The sequence below is a fragment of the Rhodococcus sp. WAY2 genome (assembly GCF_009859915.1).
In the GTDB taxonomy this organism is placed as follows: Bacteria; Actinomycetota; Actinomycetes; order Mycobacteriales; family Mycobacteriaceae; genus Rhodococcus_F; species Rhodococcus_F oxybenzonivorans.
On sequence record NZ_CP046573.1, the window covers coordinates 81330 to 102592 of the forward strand.

The following is a 21263-nucleotide window of genomic DNA, read 5'->3' on the forward strand; positions in this document are numbered from 1 at the left end:
TTGTGCCGATCGAGGTCAGAATGGTTCATCGTCGGGGCGGTGGATTGCGGCGAAGGCGGCGCAGTTGTTCTTCGTGTTTGGTGACGGTGGCGGCGAGCGCCTCGACCACGGTGCGAAGGTGCGCGACCCCGGTGGCGAGACCGGTCAGGGTGCGGGCGTCGGTTTGTCGGGTGCGGTGTTCATCGACGACGGCGCGCAGTTGCTTGTCCCGGTAGAGCGTCGCCCGGCCGATCTGGGCCTGTTCGGCGACGGCGGTGAAGGTGATCGGCTGTCCCGTGGTGGCGAGTTCGGCGCAGATCCGTTCGACCCTGACCAGGGCGTTCTCGCTCATGCGGTCTCCGATTGCGCGATGAGCGCGTCGAGTCGGGACACGAGGGTGCGGTGCCGCTTCGCCTCGTCGATCCATCCGCGCTTTTCCGCATCTTCGGCGAGATCGTGAGCATCCACGCGTTGTGCAGCGAGTACTCCGAGGTGGGTGGAGTCGGTGTGGAAGCTCGGGCAGTGCTCGCAGATGTTTGCGTAAGGGCAAGAGCCTTGCGCTGGTGCCCGCAGGCAGTAGCCGCCGGCCAGGCGCGATTTGATCGCCGGTGCGTCCTTCCATCCGCCGTCGGTGATGTCGGTGATCGGGAGCTGGGTTCGGCCGGTGGGCATCGGCCCGATGTGGCTTTTCGCCAGGTTCAGGGCGCGTTCGTATTCGGTGCGCACGGTGCTGTCGAAGAGGTGCGCGTAACGCAGACTCATTTGGCTCGAGACGTGTCCGAGAAGCGCCATCAGTGCTTGCAGGGACACCCCGGCGTTAATGAGTGCGGTGGCGTAGGTGTGTCGGAGTTGGTGCGGCGTGACGTGCCCAAGGCCTGCCGTCTGGGCGGCTCGGTTCAGTTCACTGCGAACTGCATTCTGGGAGAGTCGCTTTCCATGGTGGGTGAATAGGAAATCGGCAGGTGCGCCGGTTCGGGGGTGGCGCATGGGTCGGCCGGGTGAGCGGGTGGCGGTGATGCGATCGACGAGGGTGAGGACTTCCTCGTCTAGGGGAATCATGCGTTCGGAGTTGAGTTTGCCGAGGGGGACTTTCAGCCAGGATCCCTGGCCGGGTATTTCGTGGATGCAGTCGAGTTCGAGGTCGAGGAGTTCACCGATCCGCAGCCCGCATGCCCGCTGCACCAACAGTGCATCGGCTGCGAGTCGGTAGGGCGAGTCCGACAGTGCCGCCGTGAGTTTGCGGTCCGCATCGACGGGTAGGTATCGAGGGAGGAAGCGTTGCGCCCGTCGGAGATCGGTGCGGAAGATCAGTCGCCGCGCGGGTGCGTCATCCCAGCCCCATTCAGTGATATCGGCGAGAAAATTGCCGACCGCATGCACGCGCCTGATTCGGTCCGCGACGGTGATCGGTTCACCGGTGACGGTGTTGACGGTGGTGGTCAGTGAAGCGATGAAAGGTTCGATGTGTCGGCGCCGGTCCAGCGCGGACAGCGAGGCGATGTCGGGGTCGATGGCGGCGAGGTATCGGCCGAAGTGCGCCAATCTCGTGGCGAGGCTGCTGACCGTCTTGGCCACGCAGGTGGCGCGTTTGCGTTGCAGGTAAGCCACGAACGCCGGGCGCAGCGCCGCGGGGACGTCGGCCATCCGCTCGTCGAGGGTGAGCGGCGTGACTGCCGGTCGGGCTTCGCTGTCGAGGATCCCGAGGTGAAAGAGAATCTGTCGCGCGCTGTGGGTGGTGCTCCGGTAGTGCCTCGCACCTCGGCCAGTGCGCATCTGGCGAATATCGCACGCGTCCAACAGGTCCTGAAGATCACTCTCGCGGAGATCGGCCAGGGGGCGGCCGGTCTGAATCAGCAGCCTCGCGATGATTTGCGACCCGATGGCCGATGCGACGCGCTGGGTGAATCCCAATTCCACTGCTGCGGAGATGAACTGATTCAGGTCCGGCTCGAGGCAACTGTCGGTCAGTTCGTGCCAGAGGCTCGCGAGTTTGCGGTTGAGGAGGTAGTCGTAACCCGGTTGCAGCCGTCGGCTGACCATCAGGAAGGTGATGAACGGACGGGTCGAGCAGTTCGCGGCCAATCGTGTGTCGAGGGGCAGGTCGGCCCACTGCTGGACCTGGGGCCAGCGCCGCAGGAAGGATCGGGCGGCTTGGGTGTAGGCGGTGTTGCCGCGACGGCGCCGCTTGAGGTGGACCAGGTAGGCGGCGTAGATGTCCGCCGGACTCTCAGGATCGGGCGCGTAGTCGTGTGCGGGCTGCATCGTATTCCGCCTTGACATGTGTTGGTGCCAAATGGATGTACCGGGCTGTGGTGTCGACGTGCGCGCGCCCGAGCAGTGCTTGCATCACTGCCAGATCCACACCGGCTTCGGCCATCGCGGTGCCGAAGGTATGACGGAGTGCGTGCGGGTGCCCGGCGGGCACTCCAGCTTTGAGCCGGTGATAGCGGAAGATGGTGCGCAGCCCGGCAGCCGTCAATGGCTGGCCTCTGTTCGGGCCTTTGGCGACGAGGAACAAGCGAGTGCTCGAGGACTCCGGTCGCTCGGTGAGCAGATACGTTTGGATCAGCCCTGCCACCTCCACATCGAGTGGCACCCGGCGTTCCTTCGCGCCTTTTCCGAGCACTCGTATCCAACGGGCGCCGATGTCAACGTCGGTAACGTCGAGGGTCAGTAGTTCGCCGGATCTCAACCCGGACAGCAACATCAGACCGGCGAGGGATCGGTCCCGCCACGTCCGCAGGCTGGAGAGCAGGTCGGCTGTTTCTCGGCGATCCAGGGACCGTGGTAGCCGCCGCGGCTCCCGTAAGCGCAGAACCGATCGGCGTTTCGGTCGCACCAGGTGTCCGAGTAGACCGCTGCGCTCCTCGGCGCTGACTCTGCGGGCTTCCCGTCCGCTGGGCATCGGGTTGCGCAGGTCGGGTTCGCGCAGCGTGCGGAAGGTGAACAGCCCGGTCAGGGCGGCGAGTTGATGGTGGTCGCCGAGTAATGGTCGAGGCGCTTGCCGGTCATCGACAGCACGTTCGCGGGGCGTCCTTCGATCGAGGTCTCGCGGCAATGCCGCATGAAGTCCAACACCGTGTTGGCGGTGACCGATTCGAGGTCGCAGTTCCGGAATTCGAGCCACCGGCAGAATGCGAGCAGATCGTAGCCGTAGGCGCGCAGGGTACGAGGTGAATAGTTTCGGTCGGCGAGATAGCCGAGGTATTGGTTGACCAGCGGGTAGTTGTCGGCATTGGGCCCGGACAACATCCAGGCGACGTCGGTGCCGGCCTCCAGACGCAGCGTTTGCTGATTCGTCATGAGACATGAGACAGGTGTAACGCCACCGTCGATGGGGATCAAGTATTTCCGTGGACGGCGTGTCGATGCATGGGTAACGATCCGGTGGATTAGCCGGTTAACAGGCATGACCCGACCCGACCTCGACTCTGCCGGATCCCAAGTCGGCGGCATACATCGACGAAAGCTGCTGCGGCGTACTGCGATCCGCGGTCGCTGTGGAAAATAACGCCACCGACTTCGCCACCGCGGGTGCGTACCGCCATCTCGATCGCGTCCGCGACGAGCTCGGTGCGCATATGGTCAGCGATCGACCAGCCCACCACCCGGCGTGAACAGATGTCGATCACCGTGGCCAAAAATAACCACGAGGATCCCACCGGGATGTAGGTGACGTCCCCACACCACTTCGTATTCATCGCTGTAGCGGTGAAGTCCCGCATCACCAGATCCGGAACGAGTGGAGCCGACCTGTCCGCGATCGTCGTGCGTTTGCTGCGGCGCAGGTGCCGGCCGACGACGTGGTGGATCCGCATCAGCCGGGTCACCCGTTTGCGGTTGATCCTGTGCCCGCGGGACCGCAGTTCGGCATGCACCCGCGGGGCGCCGTAGGCGCTGCGATGCTCGGCATGGATGGCGCGGATCTCGGCGACTGTCGCGGCTTCTTCCGCCGCATGCTCGGCACGAGTATCTTCGGTGGCCAGGTGCTTGTAGTAGCCGGAGCGTGAGGTCCCGAGCACACGGCACAGCCGCTGCACGCCGAACTCGGCGCGAAGGTCGGAGATGAAGTCCCAGCGGCGGGTCTTCACTTCACCTCCTTTGCGAAATACGCGGCTGCCCGGCGCAGAATCTCACGTTCGAGCTGCCATTCCTTCTCCGCACCCCGCAGCCGAGCATTTTCTGCCCGCAGGCGCGCGAGTTCGTCCGACTCGGTCTCCCCACCGGCGGTGCGGCGGGCCTCCGGGCGTCCCTCGCGGGCGGTGTCCTTACGAACCCACGTCCGCAGCGTCTCGCCACTGATGCCCAGGTCCGCGGCCACCGCCGCGTACGTGCGTTGACCATCGGCCGCGCGGTACAGCGCGACCGCGTCCTTCCGGAATTCCTCCGTGTACAGAGACTGGCGTCCCACCTCGAGATCCCTCCTGGCTCTCCACTGGAACCATTGTCAGGGGTGTCCACTTCGAGGGTGCAGCCTCAGAACGTTCGGCCGCACGGTCCTGGTGACTGGCCTCGGTGCGGTAGCCGACCGGTTTGACCGCCGGCGAGTTCGACCGTCCCAGCTCGGGGTCGAGGTGGGCCGGTGGGCCGTCCGGGCTGGCGCTGTACCCCACGCTGGATTTCCCCCGGATCTGTGCAGGCGGGTCGACACGGGCCGACCGCGAAAAAGTAAAGGGGCGTGGCAGACGGAAACGTTCCAGTTGGCGTCTGCCACGCCGGGCGGGGAACACCGGTGCCGGTAACCAGCCGGCGGCGACTCCCCGCCCCCTCAGCATACCGGAGATCCCCGGACGCACGCCCACGGATCAATCAAGGGGGACGTGCCATCTGCGCAGCTCAGTAGGGGTTACTGCTCATCGACTGAGGCCGGATCCCCCTTCCGAATCCGGTGTCGTCACTGACCGGCGGATCCACCGCTTCCGGCCGCCAACATCTGATGATCGGCCAGCTGCATCCGGGCATCTTCCGCGCGCAGCGACCACCATTGGATTCCCGCGACCACAACGGCGATCAGGAATGCGCCACAGGTCAGCGCGAACATGAGGGAGCCGAGCCGATCACTGTCGTCAGCCAGCGCGGGATCGATGACACGCATGCTCATGATCAGTAAGGCGCCCGACACCGCGACCAGCGCTCCGCCGATGTACCACAGGACGAAAACGAAACCTGGTGACATCCAGTGCCGTCGGCGGGGTAACCCGAACTCGGCTCGCCGCTTGTTATCCGCCGACCACGCCCGCCGGCGCGTGAGAAGACTTGCCACCGCGAGCAGTCCGCCCACAACAGCCGTGGCCACCATCGCAACGAGAAGAACAGTGGCAGAGACACCGGTCATCTCACTGTCGAATACCCTTGTGCCAACGACGAACAGGCAACACACCCCGTAGAACGCCACGAGCACCATCCAGGCGGCCATGGACAGGTTCTCCGCTCGTGCCCTGTCATTCCCCCCGCGCCACAGTTCGAAGCCGGTAGCTGGCCCCTCCCAGCATGAGAATCCCTAGCGCGACGGCTACGAAAGTCACCATGATCTGTCTCCTCCCTGCCAATGTCGGCCATTGGTCATCCCTACGACGGAACATAGCCGAAGGCACCCACACACTCGTGGCATGCCGTTCGAGGATCGAGCACACCGAACGGTGATCGCTTACCAGTCCGGATCTTTCAGGTCAGCTGAGAACACGGGCCTGTCGGGCCGCACGTAACCAGTCCGGATACTCACCCAAAAGCAGTTCGTACAGGGCTGTGTCCGTGAGCTTGTCGACGTTCTCGACCGCGAAGAACCCGGCGTTGTCGACGAGCCGGCCGGTCAGGGTGTCGAGCTTCTCGAGAACCCCGAAGCTGGACTTGCCGATTCCGATGAACTGCCAGAACGCCGGAAACGCACTGGCTGTCCGCATCAGGGCGGTGATCTGCGCCCTGGCGTTGAATCCGCCGTCGGTGAAGAACAGCACCAACGTCGGAACCGCAGTGGCTTTGTCGAGGGTGCCGATGATCTCTTCCATGATCGGGATCTCGTTGTTGGTGCCACCGATCGCATCGAAATCGATGCCCTCGTGCCGGCCGTGCAGATGAACATAGGTGTTCACCCAGGTGTCAGCGTCGGCGACGGTGACGTCCGGCAGCTTCACGAACCGCTGCGCGTAGGCGTAGGCCTCGAGGTTCCCGTCGGAATCGAGCTGCGTAGCGACCGGCACCATCCGCTCGATGATGCGTTTGACCTCACCGGACCGGTACCGCTTGGACATCGACCCGGTGTTGTCCATGACCAGGACGACGCGGCCGACCGGGTTGGCGGCGCGCTTGCTCAGCAGGACTTTCGCGACCTCCCGTTTCTGCAGATTCAGCTTCTCCCGCTTGACCAGGGAGAGCGTGGCCTCACCAGGAACCGTTCGGACACCGTCCCCGTCGACGGTCGCGGAAGTCGCCGCCGCGACAGCGGACTGTGCGGGTTCGGGTGCCTGGGCTGGGGTTTCGTCGACGCTGACACCGTGCTCGGTGACCAGGGCGTCGAGTCCGCCGCTCCAGCCGGCCGACCGGTTGCGGACCTTCCAGGACCCGTTGCGCCGGTACACCTCGAGCAGTACCGCGGACCGCTCGGTCGTGAGGCCTTCCGCCGGGATCGCGAACGAGGTTCCGCCCGCCTGGGTGAGAGTTACTGACAGGCCCGGGACTCCGGCGAGGCTGCCGGGCACGTTCTCATCGAGTGCGACGGCCACGGCGAGGGTGTCGATCGCCGCGGGCACGGCCGCGAGGTGCAAGGTCACCTGCCCGCCGGTGAGGGTGACCGCCCCTTCCGGGGTGCTGGGGTTGTTGAAGAACACCAGATCGGCGTCGGTCCGGACCTTCAGATCGGCGCCGAGCTGGAAGACGAACAGATCGACCGTTCCCTGCCGGGCGCCGGTCACCTCCACCGTCGTGGTTGCCGTGTCGATCGGGCTGTTCGCCCCGCGAGTCAGAGAGGTCATGGTGTGTTCCGGCCCGCCACGGTGGGGCCGAGTCCTTTCGTCAAGTGCCGCGAGGCGGTCGGTACGCCCGCGAGCAGGAGCCTAGTAACCGGATTCACCGGGTACGCACGTCGGCGCGCCCACAGACACGTGGGGGCGTGGGCGCGGGAGTGCCCGTGCGGGATTGGCTGTGCGGTTACCGCAGCACCGCGACGTGGTTGCTGCTGGTGTAGCGCGGGCTGTCGTGTTCGGTGCCGTCGTCATCACGCAGACGCAGAATCCACACCGTCCCGCCGCGCGGTGACTCGGTGCACGGCTCCGCCCGCACACCGATCAGGGTGCGGTAGGCGCCGGTGCAGGTCTGCGGATCGGCCCCGGTCTTCGACCACACGCTCCGGCCGATGCAGCGGCCGAGCATGACGGGTGGGACGACATTGTGCGTGCGGAAGAACTCCGCGAGCCGTGGATCCGTTGCCGGCAGCGGCGGATACGCGTCGAGCTCGGGCTCACCGAACTCGTCGAACAGGGCGGCGTTCACAGTCGCGGCCCGGCAGGGTGCCGCTCCCGCGCTTGCGCGAGGACCGCGGTGTAGAGGTCGAGGTGCCCGCACGGGTTGTCCCAGCGATCGCAGGTCAGCCAGTGGCCGTCCTCGTGGAACCTGTGTTCCTTCGGGATGCCGCGCGGCCCATGGCAGCCCGGGCAGACCCAGGTGAGAGTGACCGTGCGGATCTGGGTGGTAGGCGGCGCTGGTGCCCCAGCCGCTGCGGTCGATGACGCGGACAGCGCGTTCGGTGAGGTCATGGCCTACAGGTACGGGTACGGGCATGTCAAACCTCTTTCATGTAAGGGGGACGTGTCATCTACGCAGCTAGAGAGGGTTTTTCTGTGCACCTGCGGGATTCGGAACGCGGGCGACCCCACTGCGTGGTCGCCAGCAGGAGTCACCAGAGGGTGGTTTGGACGGGGACGGGGGTGTAGTCGCGGCCGGGCCAGGGTCGCGGCGATCGCTTCCCGGGCGAACGCGGTGACCGGCGTGCGGTCGAGTTCACGCAACACCTTCGCGGGCAGGTGATAACGAGGCTCGTCTCGCTCGCGCGTAGGTCCGAGGGCTCGCGGAAGAAGAAAGGAGATCGGGGTTGCGGTGAGCCGGCACAGCGCCAGGAACTGCTCCCACGTCGGGTCCTTGATGCCCAGCTCCCAGTGATCGACGTCGGGTTCTGTTGTTCCGCAGTCGATGTCGACCTGCGGCCCTTCGAGCCCGTTCATGTCGAGGGCGGCGGTGATGCGGTCCGGGACGAGTCGACCGGCCTGCCACATCCGACAAGCCCTCCGCGGCGGACAGCCACGCGGTAAGCGCCTCCTGATTCCGGCGGGCGAGGATGCTCCAGCGGTGGCGCTCGCGTTCGGCGGGATCGGCGCGCACACCGGGTGCTGCCCACGTCCTCACCGGGCCACCCGCTCTGCGCGGACCTCGTCGGGGCAGCCTGCGGGCGTGGGCTGGGGTTCAGCTGGGCCGGAGCTGATTCGGCCGTCCGCGATGCCTTGCAGTACCCCGCGAGCGGCTTCGGCGTCGCCGCGCGCCCGGTGGGCGGCGCCGAGCCGGATGCTCTTCTCGACCCCTTCGGCCTGGGAGCGGGCCAGCATGATGCACCCCCACCCGCGCGGGTTCGCGAGATGCGCCGGGTCGAGCCCGTACCGGTGGCAGTCGTGCACGATCCGGCCCATATCGAACTCGGCGTTGTACGCCAGCGTCACCTTTCCCGTCGTCACCGCCACCAGCTCGGGATGGACCGCCGCCCAGTCGGGGGCGCCGACCAGCTGGTCGGCGTCGATCCCGTGCACCGCGGCGGCGGCCGGGTGGATCGGTACGGCGCCCGGATCGACGAGGGTGTCGAGGAGCACGACCCCGGTGGCGGCGTCGATCACGGCGATCTCGAGGATCGCACCGTCGAAGTCGGTAGATTCGACATCGCAGACCACCGCCCGGCCGGGCCGCAGCATCTCCTGCGCCCACTGGCGGGGACTGAGCGCATGCGGCACCTGCCCCACTCGCGGGCTCGTCGCTGGTGACTCGGGTGCGGTCATGGTGGCCATCGTGACCGCACCCTCCGACACACTCCCCCGCGCACCGGCGCCAACAGCATCACCCGCTGGCATCGGCATGACCGGCCTCACTGGGCGAGCTTCGCGTCGAGCCATCCGTCGACGAAGGCGGTCATGATCTTCCGGCCGCTCCCGTCGCCGACGGCCAACCCCCGACAGTGCCCGGAAGCTGGGAATGGACTGAACGATTCCCACTGCATGAGACCTCCTCGTGGTGGTGTTCTCAGACGGCCCGTCCAAGCAGAACCTGGACGGCCTGGAACAAGCAGTCCGCGCATTCGGTGACCCGATGCTCGGTTCGCTCCGGCGTGGTGCTCTCCCACGGTGTGCCGTGGTGGTGCAGTGCCACGGCATAGCCGTCATCGCCGATGTGGAAGGTCCCGAACATGCCCTCCAGACCCGCCGTCGTACCCGATGGCACCGGCCCGGAAGGACAGGTAGTTGCAGGTAGCGTCCGGGTTACCGGTCAGGTCGGCTTCGTTGGCATCGGCGAGGCGGATGACCTCGGCCCCGATGTCGAGGTTGATGTGGATCGTCATGGGCATCCTCTTTCCCTGCTTCACCGTGATGTTCTGTCGCTGACATTACATCGTTACATTGTGATGTAGCAAGGCGTGAGGGTCACGATTCCCATACGGACTCCACCCAACAACCTCACAACACATCGTTGTATAGTTGCCGCCATGGAGCCATACCACAGCCCCCCAACACAAACCGAAGCATTACAGCACGGCGTTGTAGGGTCTAGGACATGGACACCTCACCCAGCACAACGCCGGCACGCCGCCACCTCCACCCTCCGGCAGCCCCGTCACGGCATGGCAGGGCTGCTTCCCTCACCATTGCCGACCGGGACGGGAAGGTCTGAGAACATGGTCAGCCCGCACCGCCTCACCACCGACCAAGTCATCGACCTGATCAACGAGGAAACCGGCACCGAGCTCTCGATCTCGACTTTCCGCGGATACGTCTCACGGGGGCAAGCACCGGCACCGGTGGAAAAGATCGGCCGCACCCCACTATGGAAGCGGTCGGACATCATCGAATGGGCGCACAACCGGCCCGGCCAGGGCGCGCGCACCGACATACCGAAGCGGCGGCGACACACCCAGTGACCGGCCGCCACCCCCATACCGTGCGACCATGGGGACGGTGCCGATGCGTTCAGGTCGCAGTGTCCACGCGCAGCCGCGGCAGCATCCGGTGCACCGCGCGGGCATCGCGGCGCCGCAACGACCCCTCCGCCAATAGCTCTCCCATCGTCTCGACCACACGAGCCGGAACGGTCACCTCGTGCTTGACCGCGCCGCCCAGCGCTTCAATCAGCGCCTTGTAAACCCGACCGGGTCTCGAGCGGGAAACTCACCTGGTCGAGCGTCTGCGCCCGGCAATACTGGACTCCCCTGCCTCGGCAGGTGGGCACCTGCCCGCACTATCTGCTCTCTGCCATCGACGGCAGAGAGCAGATTCATACCCCACGACTGCCTGACGCAGCCAGGACAGATCTGGAATACAGCCGCGAGGGAGATTTTCGTTCTGCGCCCTCAGCGAAGTGGAAAGCGGCCTCAGTGTGGCGGCGGCGCCGGTTCGGAGCTGTCGCCGACCGTCTACTCCCCGAGTAGCTGGGACCTACGTCTTCGACTGTCGGTCAATCGCGTTAGCTGGAGCGGTCGTTCGCCCCAGCCACCTCCAGGCCTCGCCGAGTTCCAGTAGGCGGTAGGGGCAGCGAACACGGCCACCGCACCGACAAGCACGGCCAGCAGCAACGTCGCCCATCCGCCCAGCCAGCCCCAGGCTGTCCAGTTCGTGAGATTCAGGTTCTCGGCGGCCGGAGCGTCGAATGGGTTTACTTGTATTCTTCCCCTTGACTTTTCACTTCACTTCGACCGCGTGGGATGCCCCCGCGATCCCCCGGCAGACGGGGTGTCGCATTCCCCCACTGCAGCCTCGGCAGCGTACGCGGGCGCACAGGGATGCGACTGGACATGTGGCGGTCACAGCCCAGGTTCCGGTATGCATGGGCGCGGGTACTGATCGTCTCAATGAGGTCGGTGACCGTGGTCGTGGGTGTCGCGGTGCTTGCCGCGACGGCGGTGTGGGCGTGGGCCAGGTGGTTGACGTGAGCTAATCTCTCTTCGTTTTGGCGACGACGTTCGTCCGCGGCGCGGGGCCGCGCCCTCGGTGGCGGCGAGTTCGGTGTCCAGGTCAGATATGGTGTCCGCAGCGTCGCGCAGCGCCTGGACGGCGCCGTCGGTCTGGGGGTAGGCCTGGTGGTCGTCGGGGTGAGCACCTCCCAGTCGATGCCGGCTGCCGCGGTGACCGCCTCACGCAGTTCAGCAGCGGCGAGAACCCGGGTCCCGAGGTCCACATGGCTGCCCGCAGGTCCAGGTCGGTGAACACCCCGTCCCGGAACGCGCGGGAACCCTTGATCTGCTCGACCGCCAGGACTGCGTCACTCATCAGCTGCCGCAACTCGTCCGGGTCCTGTTACGAGCTGTGCTCAGGTGAACCGGGCAGTCTGATGTTTCCGGACGCTGCGGTTGACGAGGTGCAGTCCGTCGATCGCCCCGCTGGTCAGCAGCACTGTCACCAGTAGCGTCGTCCCAGTCTCGGGTACAAAATCGAGGAAGTCACTGCCCACACTCTCCGACCGCCGGGTTGGCGGTCCCTCAGATGAGGTGGAGAAGGGCCGCGCCCACGCCGCCGACCATGAGGGTCAGCGCGGTGACCGCGGCCGAGATCGTCCCGGGTGACACCGTGTGCGGGCGCGGCGGCTGCCGTGTGGTGATCATGGGTGACGTGGTCGCGAAGTGTCCAGTCCAGCCATTCAGAGCGCGGGCAGTGACGGAGGTCCACGACGCCGCGGTGACCGGCGACCAGAAGGGGGGTATCCCTGAGCGGATATGCAGCGGTCAGGGTCGGCTCGGTGTAGCGGCAGGTCGTGCGAATCAACGGTGCCATATCGGGTCCTCCATTGCTGGATCATTATTCGAGATTCGAGAGATTTAGTGCCGTGCATAACCCGCCGAGCTCAATTCCACACCAAGTGAATACCCAAACAGTTGCTGAACAACAACAATCAGCCCTCGAAATCGGCCCTTCACACCCGCCCCATCCGAGTGCACCACTCAAGAGCTCGCCTCTTCTCGCCGTGGAGCGCAGTGCACACAGGCAACGTGTAGATCGGAGAACTCGGCGGCCGTGCTCACCAAGATCGGAATGGTGGAGGAGGGCCTGATGAGGGCACAAATGGGATTCGGGGGACCTCGGTGGATTTCGCTACTTTTTGCCGCAGTTCGACCGGCAGGCCGTGGCAGCTGTGCGTGACCTTCCCGGACCCTGGATGCGATACTCGAAGCATGTTCGAAGACGCCTTGCTCATCGACGCGGCGGGTCGGCACACCATGCAGCATCACCAGGCCTTTTCTCAGGACTGGGACCGCATCAAGGAGTGGTCCGACAACGTCTACATGCCGTACACGGTGACTCCGATCGGAAGTCGGTTGAGGCCGGCATCGGACATGTACTCGGCGGCGGTCGGCAAGATCGACGTCACCAGATTCTGTTACGGCATTCCGGTCTCCATCGGTGAGTTTTCGCCTGAGGCCGGAAATATTCTGGTACTGACGACGATCAGGGGCAATGGCAGACATGCTGTGGGTCGGGGCGCTGCGGCAAATACCGGAGTGGGGGAGACGTTTGTCGTCGATTGCAGTCGGACCGATTATTTCGTCGAATTCGACGAGGATCACCTGCAATTGAATCTCACTCTGCCGCATCAGCTTGCCGCCGATCACGCCCAGCGGTGGTACGGGTCAGCTCCCGACGACCGCCTGTGGCGACACAAGTGCGCCATTGGCGGGCATGGCTCGAGTTGGCTCGCATTGATGGACTACGTCGTACGCGCAATTGCAGAGTCGCCGGACGCGATGTCGGGCAAAAGGCTCGGCGCCAGGGTTCAGGAACTCATCACCGCTCAGCTGCTCGAGGAGTGGGCGACCCAGGCCGGACTGCAACTCGGTGGCGACGTCGCTTCCGCCGAACCGGCCTACGTGCGATCCGCGGAGGAGTACATCGATGCTTTTGCTCGCTTGGTGCCGACGGCGTCGGAGATCGCGGCTGCGGCGGGTGTCAGCGTCCGGGCGCTCACTGCGGGATTTCGACGGTACCGGGACACCACGCCGGGTCAACGACTGCGCACGCGTCGGCTGGAGGGAGTCCACAGCGAACTGATGCTCTCCGACGGGAGATCCGTCTCCGAAATCGCCAACGCCTGGGGGTACGTCAATCTAGGTATGTTTGCGGCGGCTTACCGGAAACGGTTCGGGGAGCTACCTTCGGAGACTCGGAACCGAATCTGAGGCAGTTGTTTGAACGTTGATGCCGATCGGCTTACACAGTGGATAAGCTGCCCAAATCTGTTGTTTCGTATCAGAGCGTTCTGCGAGGGTTGGAACCGAACGTGACAGCAATTCCGCGAGCTAGGAGCTCGTCATAGCAGCTCGACTGAATCCGTACATCAGTTTCAACGGTAGTGCGCGTGGAGCGTTGGAATTCTACAAGGGTATTTTCGCTGGCACCTGGCGCTGAGCACGATCGGTGGACTCGGCAATCCGGTGAAGGGCGGCGACAAGATCATGCACGGCATGCTCGAAACCGACCAGGAATACACCCCTGATGGGTGCTGACACTCCGCCTGGCATGCCATACAACCCGGCGACAGCATCATGGTCAGCCTAAGTTGCGACGACGGTGATGTGCTGCGCGGGTACTGGGAGCAGTTGTCAGACACGGGGACGGTGAGCGTTCCACTCGAGAAGCAGATGTAGGGCGAATCCTTGTTTAGGCAACTTCGGAATTTCCTGGGTGGTGAACATCGGAACGCTCCAGAGCTAAAGCTACGTCTTGCCCGGTTCTGCCGAAACGAGACAGCTTCTCTGCCGTTTTGAGGCAGAACCTGCGTGTGATCGTCGTTACATTCTGTCCGACAGGACAAGTTTCGAATCGGATGGAGAAATGCAGTGACGATCGAAGATATTGCGGGGAAGCCTCTTTTGAAGAAGCACCTCGACGACGTGCTGGCGCGAGCTACTCAGGGGGCCGACCGTGTGCCGGGTGTGGTCGCGATGATCACGAATCGGGAAGGCAACATCTATCAGGGTGCTGCCGGAGAGCGGACTCTCGGTTACGGCGTACCGATGACCCTTGATTCAACCTTTGCACTCTTCTCGACGACCAAGGCGATCACCGGTACCGCTGTTCTGCAATGTGTGGAGGAGGGTTTGCTCGATCTCGATGCACCTGCATCCACCTATGTTCCCGAGATCGGTGAGCTGAAAGTTCTGGACGGTTTCGACGACAGCGGTAACCCCGTTCTTCGGGAACCCAAACGAGACATCACCACTCGTATGCTGCTGCTCCACACGGCAGGGTTCGGGTACGACTTCTTCAATGAGTCCTACAATCGTCTCTCGCAGGAACACGGGCAACCCAGTGTGATCACGTGCAGCAAGGCGGCGCTCACGACACCGCTGCTCTTCGATCCGGGTGAGAAGTGGGAGTACGGCAGCAATATCGATTGGGCCGGACAGGTAGTCGAGTCGATCCGAGGTAAGCGACTCGGGGATGTCATGCGTGAGCGCATCTTCGAACCTCTCGAGATGACGGATACGGCGTTCACGATGAGCCCGTCGATGAAGGATCGACTTGCATCGATCCATCAGCGTGAGAGTGATGGAAGCCTCACTCCGATTTTAGGATTCGAGCTTCCGGCAGAGCCCGAGGTACACATGGGTGGTCACGGTTTGCACGGCACGGTCGGTGACTACATGAAGTTCATCCGTATGTGGCTCAACGACGGAGCAGGCACTTCAGGGCGCGTGTTGTCGCGGGAGGCGGTCGCCGCTGCCGTGCAGAACGGACTCGAAGGCCAGCACGTCGGGTTGTTGCCAGGAGTTCTTCCGACATTGTCCAACGATGCGGAATTCTTCCCCGGCGTACCCAAGGGATGGGCATACTCCTTCATGACGAATGAAGAGGTGGCACCCACCGGTAGGCCCGTCGGATCGCTGGCTTGGGCGGGCCTTGCCAACCTCTATTACTGGATCGATCGGCAAACCGGCGTCGGCGGCTTCTGGGCGACGCAGATTCTGCCGTTCGCGGATGCCGGATCCATTAGCGGGTACTTGGAATTCGAGACCGCCGTCTATCGATGATCGGCTAGGTTCCGTTGTCCGGGATCGGCTATTTCTTTCGCTCGGGTTCGAAGTACGTATGCAGCACAGCGCTCGCTGTCATACGTCGAACTAGGAGACGGCATGAATTGCCTCGAAGGTAACTTCGAAGGACAACTCGCACTGATCACCGGCGCCGCAACACGGGTTTGGCGCGCCCACGCAATCGCATTTACGGAGCGTGGCGCCGACATCATGATCTGCGATCGGTGCGCGAACAGTGATGTCGTCTCCTATCCCCCGCAACCGAAGAGGGTATCGCGGAAACGTTCGATTGGTGGAGGCCACCGGTCGTCGATGCATTGCAGTCAAGGCCCCGCGGCCGGCGGCGGTGAGGACGTCACCGTTGCGGCCGGTGAGCCGGTCCAGCCGCACCAGCGTGGAGCGGTTGATGTGCAGGCGGGTTCGGCAGGTGAGATCGCCGCGGGCGTCCTCCCGAAGCAGGTGGGGGCGGAATCGGCCCGCCGCGGTGAGGAAGCGGTGGGCGGCGACGCGGACGATCGCACTGCGTTTCGTGTGATGAGCCCGGGCCAGCTCCTCGAGGCGCCGGTCGGTGGCCGGGTCCAGGTCGAAGACTATTTCCACCCGTGGGAGGCTCCGGGCGGCGGCGGAGGCGCGGCGGTACTCATCGAGTGCGGCGGGTACGCGGTCGGGGTCGGAGAGGAGGCGGTGGGCGGCCACCCGGATCAGGGCGCCGAAGCGGCAGGGGCCGATCCCGCCGGCCACCTCGCCGAGTCGCTGTTTGGTCTGCGGATCGAAGCGCAGCGGGATCGGATCGCCGACAGGGACGCGGCCCATGCTGACGGCGGTCTCGGTCATCGCTGCCCCTCTCCGCGAGGGATTTTCCGAAGCTGGTCCGCGAGGGGCACACCAAGCGTCGGAGGGTGCTGGTCGAGGGAACGCAATGCGCCCCAGCACCGGGGGGGCGGATTCCAGCGGTCGTCGCAACACGCATGGTTTGGTAAAGCCTAGTGCTGCTCGTGAAATTTCGTTCGCGTACGCATCATCGTCATACATCCCGCCTGGCGCACGCTTGGCGGGCACTTCGAGTGCTTCCGCGCACGGTTCCCGGTTGCGGATGGTTGAGGGCTATTACCCCAGTGCGCGTGGCCGCACCCCTCGCGGGCGAGTAGTCACCTTCGAGGGCAGCCAAAGCCTGAATGCTTCGGCCGTCGCTTCCTGCAAAGTCGTCCCACGGGTGGCTACTTCGATTTTCACCTGCTGCAGCAAGTCTGGGTCCAAGCGGGCGGAGAACTGCGCACGCGTCGTAGCACCTACGGACGTTGCAGCAGACCTGGACGAAGTCGTCGGTTCGAGTGATCGGGTGGCATGCTCGATGAAGTAACCGATCTTCCTGTGGAACTCGCTGGCATGCTCGTCCTTCAGGTCGATTTCGTACTCGACACCGTTGACCGCGAAGGTGATCTTCTCACCTTCGTCGCCGAACACTGTCCCGTCGATGTCGTCAACGAGTTCGACAACCCTCTTACGAGCCACAGTGCCCCCGATTCCTCGTGTATGTCTCGATACAGTTCTAGCGCACAGTACTGGGAGCTGCGCGAAAAGGGGGTGAACGTCGTCGAGCGCCCGGTCCGTCCGCCAAAGCGGTGTTGCCGTCGCTACCCGATCGCCAGCGAAGTCGGTTCGGTAAGGCGTCGGAAGATGCCATGGCCTGGGCCGATCAATGTGGCGAGTCGTTCCGCCGGGGTGTCCCATCCGAGCACTTTCCGGGGGCGATCGTTGAGCTCGGCGGCCACCTCGTCGAGGTGGGCACGGGTGTGGCCGGACAGGTCCGTGGACTTGGGAAAGTACTGCCGCAGAAGCCCATTGGTGTTCTCGTTGGTTCCTCGCTGCCAGGGCGAGTGCGGCTCACAGAAGTACACCGGTATGCCGGTGGCGGCGGTGAATTCGTGGTGGCGGGCCAGCTCGGAGCCCTGATCCCAGGTCACCGAGCGCGCCAGCTGCGCCGGAAGCCCCTGCATCATGGCGATGAGCTCGTCCCGGACGATTTCCGGAGACCGCCCGCCGGGTAGGTGTAAGAGCATCACGTAGCGGCTGACCCGCTCGACCAGGGTCCCCATCTGGGATCGTCCGTCCTTACCGATCACCAAATCCCCCTCCCAGTGACCGGGTACGAGCCGGGCGGCGACCTCGTCCGGACGCTGGCCGATCATTACCATCGGCGCCACGAACCGGGGTCTGCGTGCCTGGGCCTGGCGGCGCGGCCGGCGCATGGTGCGACCGGTCCGCAGGAGGGGTTTCTTCCCGCGGGTCAAGCCGCCGCGGGCGGGCTGGTAGACCGCCTGGTAGATGGTTTCGGGTGCGAGATGCACGTCGGTGAGGAGCGGAAAGTCTCGGCGCAGTCTGTACACGATCTGCTCGGGACTCCACCCCTTGTCGAGATGCCGTTGGATACGTCGCCGCAGCGTGGGGTACTTGATCAGTTTGGCTGTCTTGGGTCGTGGGCGGCGTGCGCCGGCACGTTGCTGGGCCGCATAGGGCCGGTACTGCCCATCGGACGGGTCACTGTTGCGGCGGATCTCCCGGCTGATCGTCGAGGGGCTCCGATTCAACTCGGTGGCGATCGATCGGATCGAGGCGCCTTCCCGGAGCCGGTCGGCGATACGGATGCGTTCGGTAGTGCCCAGGTACCGGCCCGACTCGGTGTGCAGGGCCGATGTTGTCACCGGCGGAGCTCCCGGGTGGCCGCCGGACGGTTTGTGTCCGTTGCGCCACCGCTTGCCGGTGCGGTAGTTGATCCCGACGATCCGGCAGGCCTCTTGACTGCTCACGCCCTTGTTCACGAGATCAAAATAAGCGCGCCGTTCCCGATGCAAGGTCTCGCCACGCGAGGGACCCCGTTGCTTGCGTATCTCGAATTCCATCGCCACCCTGAACTGTCGGGTGTTGCGTCGACCGATGGAACCCAAGGGGGTGGCACTGGGGCGCGGGTGTCCAGGTCGGGGGGGACGCTGGACACGGGGGGCGTTCAACAGTGCAAAATTTGGGGGATGCGCTGCGAACGTCGTTGAGTGTACTTCTCCCCGAACGGTCGCGCACACGGCCTCGGCCCGCCGCTATGATGCTGCCATTCCCCCACTCCCCACTAATGATCGACGAGTAGTGAAGACTAGTGTCCCGGTTCGGCGACGGATACGGAACGGGAGCCGGTGTGTGAAGAACATGGCCCGGCTCGGCACAGGGTGAGCGGGCGTGACCGGTGGTTTCCTTTAGGAGATCGAACCTCGACATCGAGCGGCCATCACCCACCGCTGTCCCACCAGGCTTGAGACCACTCCTCGAACGGATTTCGGAATCCAGGTGCGCGCCCCTTTCCGCCGACGAATGAGGGACCCTCGACACCACCCGTGAGAGAGGCCACCCACACCGTGAAGGCGCGTAAACAGACCTCTCGGCACCTATCGCAACTTATAGAGATTTATGGAATCTTCCCTATAAGCGTCTATAGTTGCCGATATGGATCCCGCGCTGAACCCGTTCAAACCCGGCTCGGGTCTGCGGCCCCCTGCTCTGGAGGGCCGGGACCGGGAACGGGAGGAGTTCGATCTGCTTGTCGCCCGCAGCAAGCGAGGCAACTATGACCGCGGGATGGTGCTCTCCGGGCTCCGCGGGGTCGGCAAGACCACCCTGCTCAATACCCTGGCCGAGCACGCCGAGCGGCAGGGATGGTTGGCGATCAACATCGAAGCCAGACCGAACGAGGCCGGGATCGCCGCGGTCCGCGCCCGCCTCGGCTACGAACTCGCCGTCGGTCTGCGCCGCTTCAGCCGCAAACATCAACTCCACAAGGTCATCGACGATCTCGTCTCCCTCGCCCGCAGGTTCACCCTCGGCGTCGGCCTGGGCCCGGCCAAAATCGAACTCGCCCTCGGCGGGCGTGCCGCCAGCGGAGATATCGACCTCGACCTCGAGGAGCTGGTCGAAGCGATCAGCGACGTCATGCGCAAAAAGGGCGCCGCGTTCGGACTGTTCATCGACGAAATGCAAGACCTCGACCCCGATCTGCTCGGCGCCCTACTCGCGGTGCAACATCGTGCCAGCCAACGGGAATGGCCGTTCTTCGTCATCGGTGCCGGGCTGCCCAGCCTGCCCGCGGTGCTCGCCGACAGCCGCTCCTACGCCGAACGGCAATTCTCCTACCGCACCATCGGACCGCTCTCCCCGGCCGATGCGGCCGACGCACTCCGGGTCCCGGTCGAGGCACACGGGGGTGCGTTCACCCCGGACGCCCTCGAGATCGTCGTCGAAGCCAGCGGCGGCTACCCGTACTTCCTACAAGAGTTCGGCAAGGCGATCTGGCACACCGCCCCCACCTCCCCCTTCGATGCCGAGGACGCCCACCTCGCGGTCGAGGAAGGCCGCCGAGCATTGGACGACGGGTTCTTCCCGTCCCGATGGACCCGGGCCACCGACCGGGAACGCCGGTACCTGCGCGCCATCGCCGAAACCGGGGAACCCACGCCCCGGTCCGGGAAGGTCGCCGCAGCCATGGGTGTGGCGACCACCGCGGTCAGCGACGTCCGTGATTCCGCCATCAAGAAGGGTCTCATCTGGTCGCCCGAACACGGTCGCATCGCGTTCACCGTCCCGGGAATGGCCGATTTCATTCGTCGCCAGCCCACCGCCTGAAATCCGGTACTCACGCGCCGACTCGGATATCGCGCTCGCTGACAGCACGCTTATGGCACGCCGCGTCCCCCGGCCGCAGCCGTCATCTCGCCACCCTTTTCGGGTATGGGGACCACCTTCCATGGGCCGAGCCCCTGGCCGCACATCATCCGCACGCGGGGGCCACGGCATGCCGCGATCGCCTACCTCGGTGAGGACGCCCCCACTCTGCCGCTGCGCGCCGGGGACGTCCTCGTCGTCATGCGTCCCGGGCCCGGTGTGCGCGCATGACCTCCCCGTTTTCGCTCACCTATTATGTGGACGCCGGGGTGCGGGTGCTGTCGTCGCCGAACCTGCATGCCAACGTGATCGCCACCGACCGGCGGGCGGTCATCGGCTCCGCCAACGCCTCGTCCAGCTCCACCATCGCCGATGAGGCCGTGGCCATCACCGACGACCCTCACATTGTCGCCGCCGCGCGGAAGTTCATCGACAGTATCGGCAAGATTTCCAGGTCGGGTTACGTGTTCCTCGACAACGCCACCGCCATCTGGCAGATCGGTCGGGCCGTATCCCTGCCCGGAATCGGCGGCCGCAACGGTGCCGAGCCCGATTTCCTTCCCGCCCCGGTCACCCGGATGTTCTTGTGGCACATCACGACTAACAACCCGGCGTCGCGGAGGAACACGAGCGGGCGGCCCACACCAGCCGACGCCGTACGTCCGCGGGGGGTCGGCGGCGAAGTACCAGCTCGACTGGTTCCGCATCGACACCCCCGGTGGGCGTGGGCGGCTCCAGCGCGGTGGCGTCCTGCTTCAGGTCACCGCCGACAACGACTGGCTCTACCCGCCCGGGGGCGTGGACTTCGACCGATCGCGATCCCGCACACCCGCAAAGCGGTGGCGTACCAACTGCGCACCCGAGTCGACCTGGAGCCGATCGCGGTGACCGACGCAGAGTATGACTCGCCGACGTCGGGCATCCCAATCCCCGACTGCGCACCGGCCCATCGTATCGCCTCCGCCGGCCTGCGGGTCGCGCTGCTCGGACTCTGGAACCTCTGAACCGATCCGGAGGTTTCCAGGCTTGACCTGGTGAATACGACATGTCCCCGAGGGCGACGGCGCACCGACATCGCCGCGGGCACGGACTGGAGTGATCAGGCCAACGCCAGGACACGGGAGCGCTTCCCTGTGCCGGGGACCAGGCCAAGGACCTCGGCGTGCCGGTGCGCGACCGCGACGGATCCTTCGCTCTGGCGACCAACCGTGAGTTCCACCAGCTCTCACTACCTGCGCACACGTTGCAACCCAACACGTGTCGACTTCCGTGACAGATGGTCAAACTGATTGACATACTTGAGTTAATGACT

At 64.9% G+C, this 21263-nt stretch carries 19 protein-coding genes and 4 pseudogenes; 7 read left to right on the plus strand and 16 right to left on the minus strand.

Annotation, left to right across the window (positions count from 1 at the left end):
• Positions 1 to 25 precede the first annotated feature (25 nt).
• From GFS60_RS30365 to GFS60_RS30415, 13 genes and pseudogenes are all read right to left on the minus strand, one after another.
• Positions 26 to 331 (minus strand): hypothetical protein, encoded by a 306-nt coding sequence (locus GFS60_RS30365; RefSeq protein WP_159927796.1) that lies wholly within the window; start codon positions 329 to 331, stop codon positions 26 to 28.
• Positions 328 to 2241: a tyrosine-type recombinase/integrase gene (locus GFS60_RS30370; protein ID WP_159927798.1), complete on the minus strand. Its 1914-nt coding sequence runs from the start codon at positions 2239 to 2241 to the stop codon at positions 328 to 330. The genes GFS60_RS30365 and GFS60_RS30370 overlap by 4 nt, the downstream gene beginning before the upstream one ends.
• Positions 2207 to 3037 carry a tyrosine-type recombinase/integrase gene (locus tag GFS60_RS30375; RefSeq protein ID WP_236603555.1) on the minus strand — a complete coding sequence of 277 codons (831 nt, stop codon included), beginning with the start codon at positions 3035 to 3037 and terminating at the stop codon, positions 2207 to 2209. Before GFS60_RS30375 ends, GFS60_RS30370 begins: the two co-directional genes overlap by 35 nt.
• On the minus strand, positions 2935 to 3282 hold the full coding sequence (locus GFS60_RS39380; RefSeq protein WP_236603556.1) for a site-specific integrase: 348 nt from the start codon (positions 3280 to 3282) through the stop codon (positions 2935 to 2937). The genes GFS60_RS30375 and GFS60_RS39380 overlap by 103 nt, the downstream gene beginning before the upstream one ends.
• Before the next feature lie 107 nt (positions 3283 to 3389).
• Positions 3390 to 4390, minus strand: a pseudogene (locus GFS60_RS30380) (IS3 family transposase); the annotation flags it as partial.
• A gap of 483 nt (positions 4391 to 4873) precedes the next feature.
• Complete coding sequence (locus tag GFS60_RS30385; RefSeq protein WP_159927800.1) at positions 4874 to 5395, minus strand: hypothetical protein; 522 nt, start codon at positions 5393 to 5395, stop codon at positions 4874 to 4876.
• A gap of 253 nt (positions 5396 to 5648) precedes the next feature.
• The gene (locus GFS60_RS30390; protein WP_159927802.1) at positions 5649 to 6947 is read right to left on the minus strand and encodes a vWA domain-containing protein; all 1299 of its coding nucleotides are present in this window, start codon (positions 6945 to 6947) and stop codon (positions 5649 to 5651) included.
• Between the two features lie 175 nt (positions 6948 to 7122).
• Complete coding sequence (locus GFS60_RS30395; RefSeq protein WP_159927804.1) at positions 7123 to 7464, minus strand: hypothetical protein; 342 nt, start codon at positions 7462 to 7464, stop codon at positions 7123 to 7125.
• Complete coding sequence (locus tag GFS60_RS30400; RefSeq protein WP_159927806.1) at positions 7461 to 7727, minus strand: hypothetical protein; 267 nt, start codon at positions 7725 to 7727, stop codon at positions 7461 to 7463. The genes GFS60_RS30395 and GFS60_RS30400 overlap by 4 nt, the downstream gene beginning before the upstream one ends.
• Positions 7728 to 7730: 3 nt before the next feature.
• Positions 7731 to 8243, minus strand: a complete 513-nt coding sequence (locus GFS60_RS30405; protein ID WP_159927808.1) for a hypothetical protein — start codon at positions 8241 to 8243, stop codon at positions 7731 to 7733.
• 126 nt (positions 8244 to 8369) lie between these two features.
• Positions 8370 to 9011: a 3'-5' exonuclease gene (locus GFS60_RS30410; protein WP_159927810.1), complete on the minus strand. Its 642-nt coding sequence runs from the start codon at positions 9009 to 9011 to the stop codon at positions 8370 to 8372.
• A gap of 86 nt (positions 9012 to 9097) precedes the next feature.
• Positions 9098 to 9229 carry a hypothetical protein gene (locus tag GFS60_RS39985; RefSeq protein ID WP_268962629.1) on the minus strand — a complete coding sequence of 44 codons (132 nt, stop codon included), beginning with the start codon at positions 9227 to 9229 and terminating at the stop codon, positions 9098 to 9100.
• Between the two features lie 159 nt (positions 9230 to 9388).
• A complete protein-coding gene (locus GFS60_RS30415) occupies positions 9389 to 9568 on the minus strand; it encodes a hypothetical protein (RefSeq protein ID WP_159927812.1) in 180 nt (59 codons plus the stop codon).
• A 333-nt stretch (positions 9569 to 9901) separates the two neighbouring features.
• On the opposite strand from GFS60_RS30415, the gene GFS60_RS30420 reads away from it, so the two are divergent.
• The gene (locus tag GFS60_RS30420; RefSeq protein ID WP_159927814.1) at positions 9902 to 10144 is read left to right on the plus strand and encodes a helix-turn-helix transcriptional regulator; all 243 of its coding nucleotides are present in this window, start codon (positions 9902 to 9904) and stop codon (positions 10142 to 10144) included.
• Between the two features lie 1554 nt (positions 10145 to 11698).
• Here GFS60_RS30420 and GFS60_RS39990 read toward each other — a convergent pair.
• Positions 11699 to 11821 (minus strand): hypothetical protein, encoded by a 123-nt coding sequence (locus GFS60_RS39990; RefSeq protein WP_268962630.1) that lies wholly within the window; start codon positions 11819 to 11821, stop codon positions 11699 to 11701.
• A gap of 567 nt (positions 11822 to 12388) precedes the next feature.
• On the opposite strand from GFS60_RS39990, the gene GFS60_RS30425 reads away from it, so the two are divergent.
• The 4 genes and pseudogenes from GFS60_RS30425 to GFS60_RS40430 form a co-directional block, all read left to right on the plus strand.
• Positions 12389 to 13390: an AraC family transcriptional regulator gene (locus GFS60_RS30425; RefSeq protein WP_159927816.1), complete on the plus strand. Its 1002-nt coding sequence runs from the start codon at positions 12389 to 12391 to the stop codon at positions 13388 to 13390.
• Between the two features lie 133 nt (positions 13391 to 13523).
• A pseudogene (locus tag GFS60_RS39385) lies at positions 13524 to 13925 on the plus strand (VOC family protein).
• Positions 13926 to 14050: 125 nt separating this feature from the next.
• Positions 14051 to 15244: a serine hydrolase domain-containing protein gene (locus GFS60_RS30435; protein ID WP_159927818.1), complete on the plus strand. Its 1194-nt coding sequence runs from the start codon at positions 14051 to 14053 to the stop codon at positions 15242 to 15244.
• Between the two features lie 102 nt (positions 15245 to 15346).
• Positions 15347 to 15575: pseudogene (locus GFS60_RS40430) on the plus strand (SDR family mycofactocin-dependent oxidoreductase); the annotation flags it as partial.
• 779 nt (positions 15576 to 16354) lie between these two features.
• Here GFS60_RS40430 and GFS60_RS30445 read toward each other — a convergent pair.
• Together GFS60_RS30445 and GFS60_RS30450 are read right to left on the minus strand one after the other, a co-directional pair.
• The gene (locus GFS60_RS30445; RefSeq protein ID WP_159927820.1) at positions 16355 to 16759 is read right to left on the minus strand and encodes an Lsr2 dimerization domain-containing protein; all 405 of its coding nucleotides are present in this window, start codon (positions 16757 to 16759) and stop codon (positions 16355 to 16357) included.
• 122 nt (positions 16760 to 16881) lie between these two features.
• Positions 16882 to 18054, minus strand: coding sequence for an IS30 family transposase (locus GFS60_RS30450; RefSeq protein ID WP_442972221.1), 1173 nt, complete (start codon positions 18052 to 18054; stop codon positions 16882 to 16884).
• 685 nt (positions 18055 to 18739) lie between these two features.
• Between GFS60_RS30450 and GFS60_RS30455 the strand changes: the two genes are divergently transcribed.
• On the plus strand, positions 18740 to 19912 hold the full coding sequence (locus tag GFS60_RS30455) for an ATP-binding protein (RefSeq protein ID WP_159927824.1): 1173 nt from the start codon (positions 18740 to 18742) through the stop codon (positions 19910 to 19912).
• 105 nt (positions 19913 to 20017) lie between these two features.
• Positions 20018 to 20955: pseudogene (locus tag GFS60_RS30460) on the plus strand (phosphatidylserine/phosphatidylglycerophosphate/cardiolipin synthase family protein).
• Positions 20956 to 21263 lie beyond the last annotated feature (308 nt).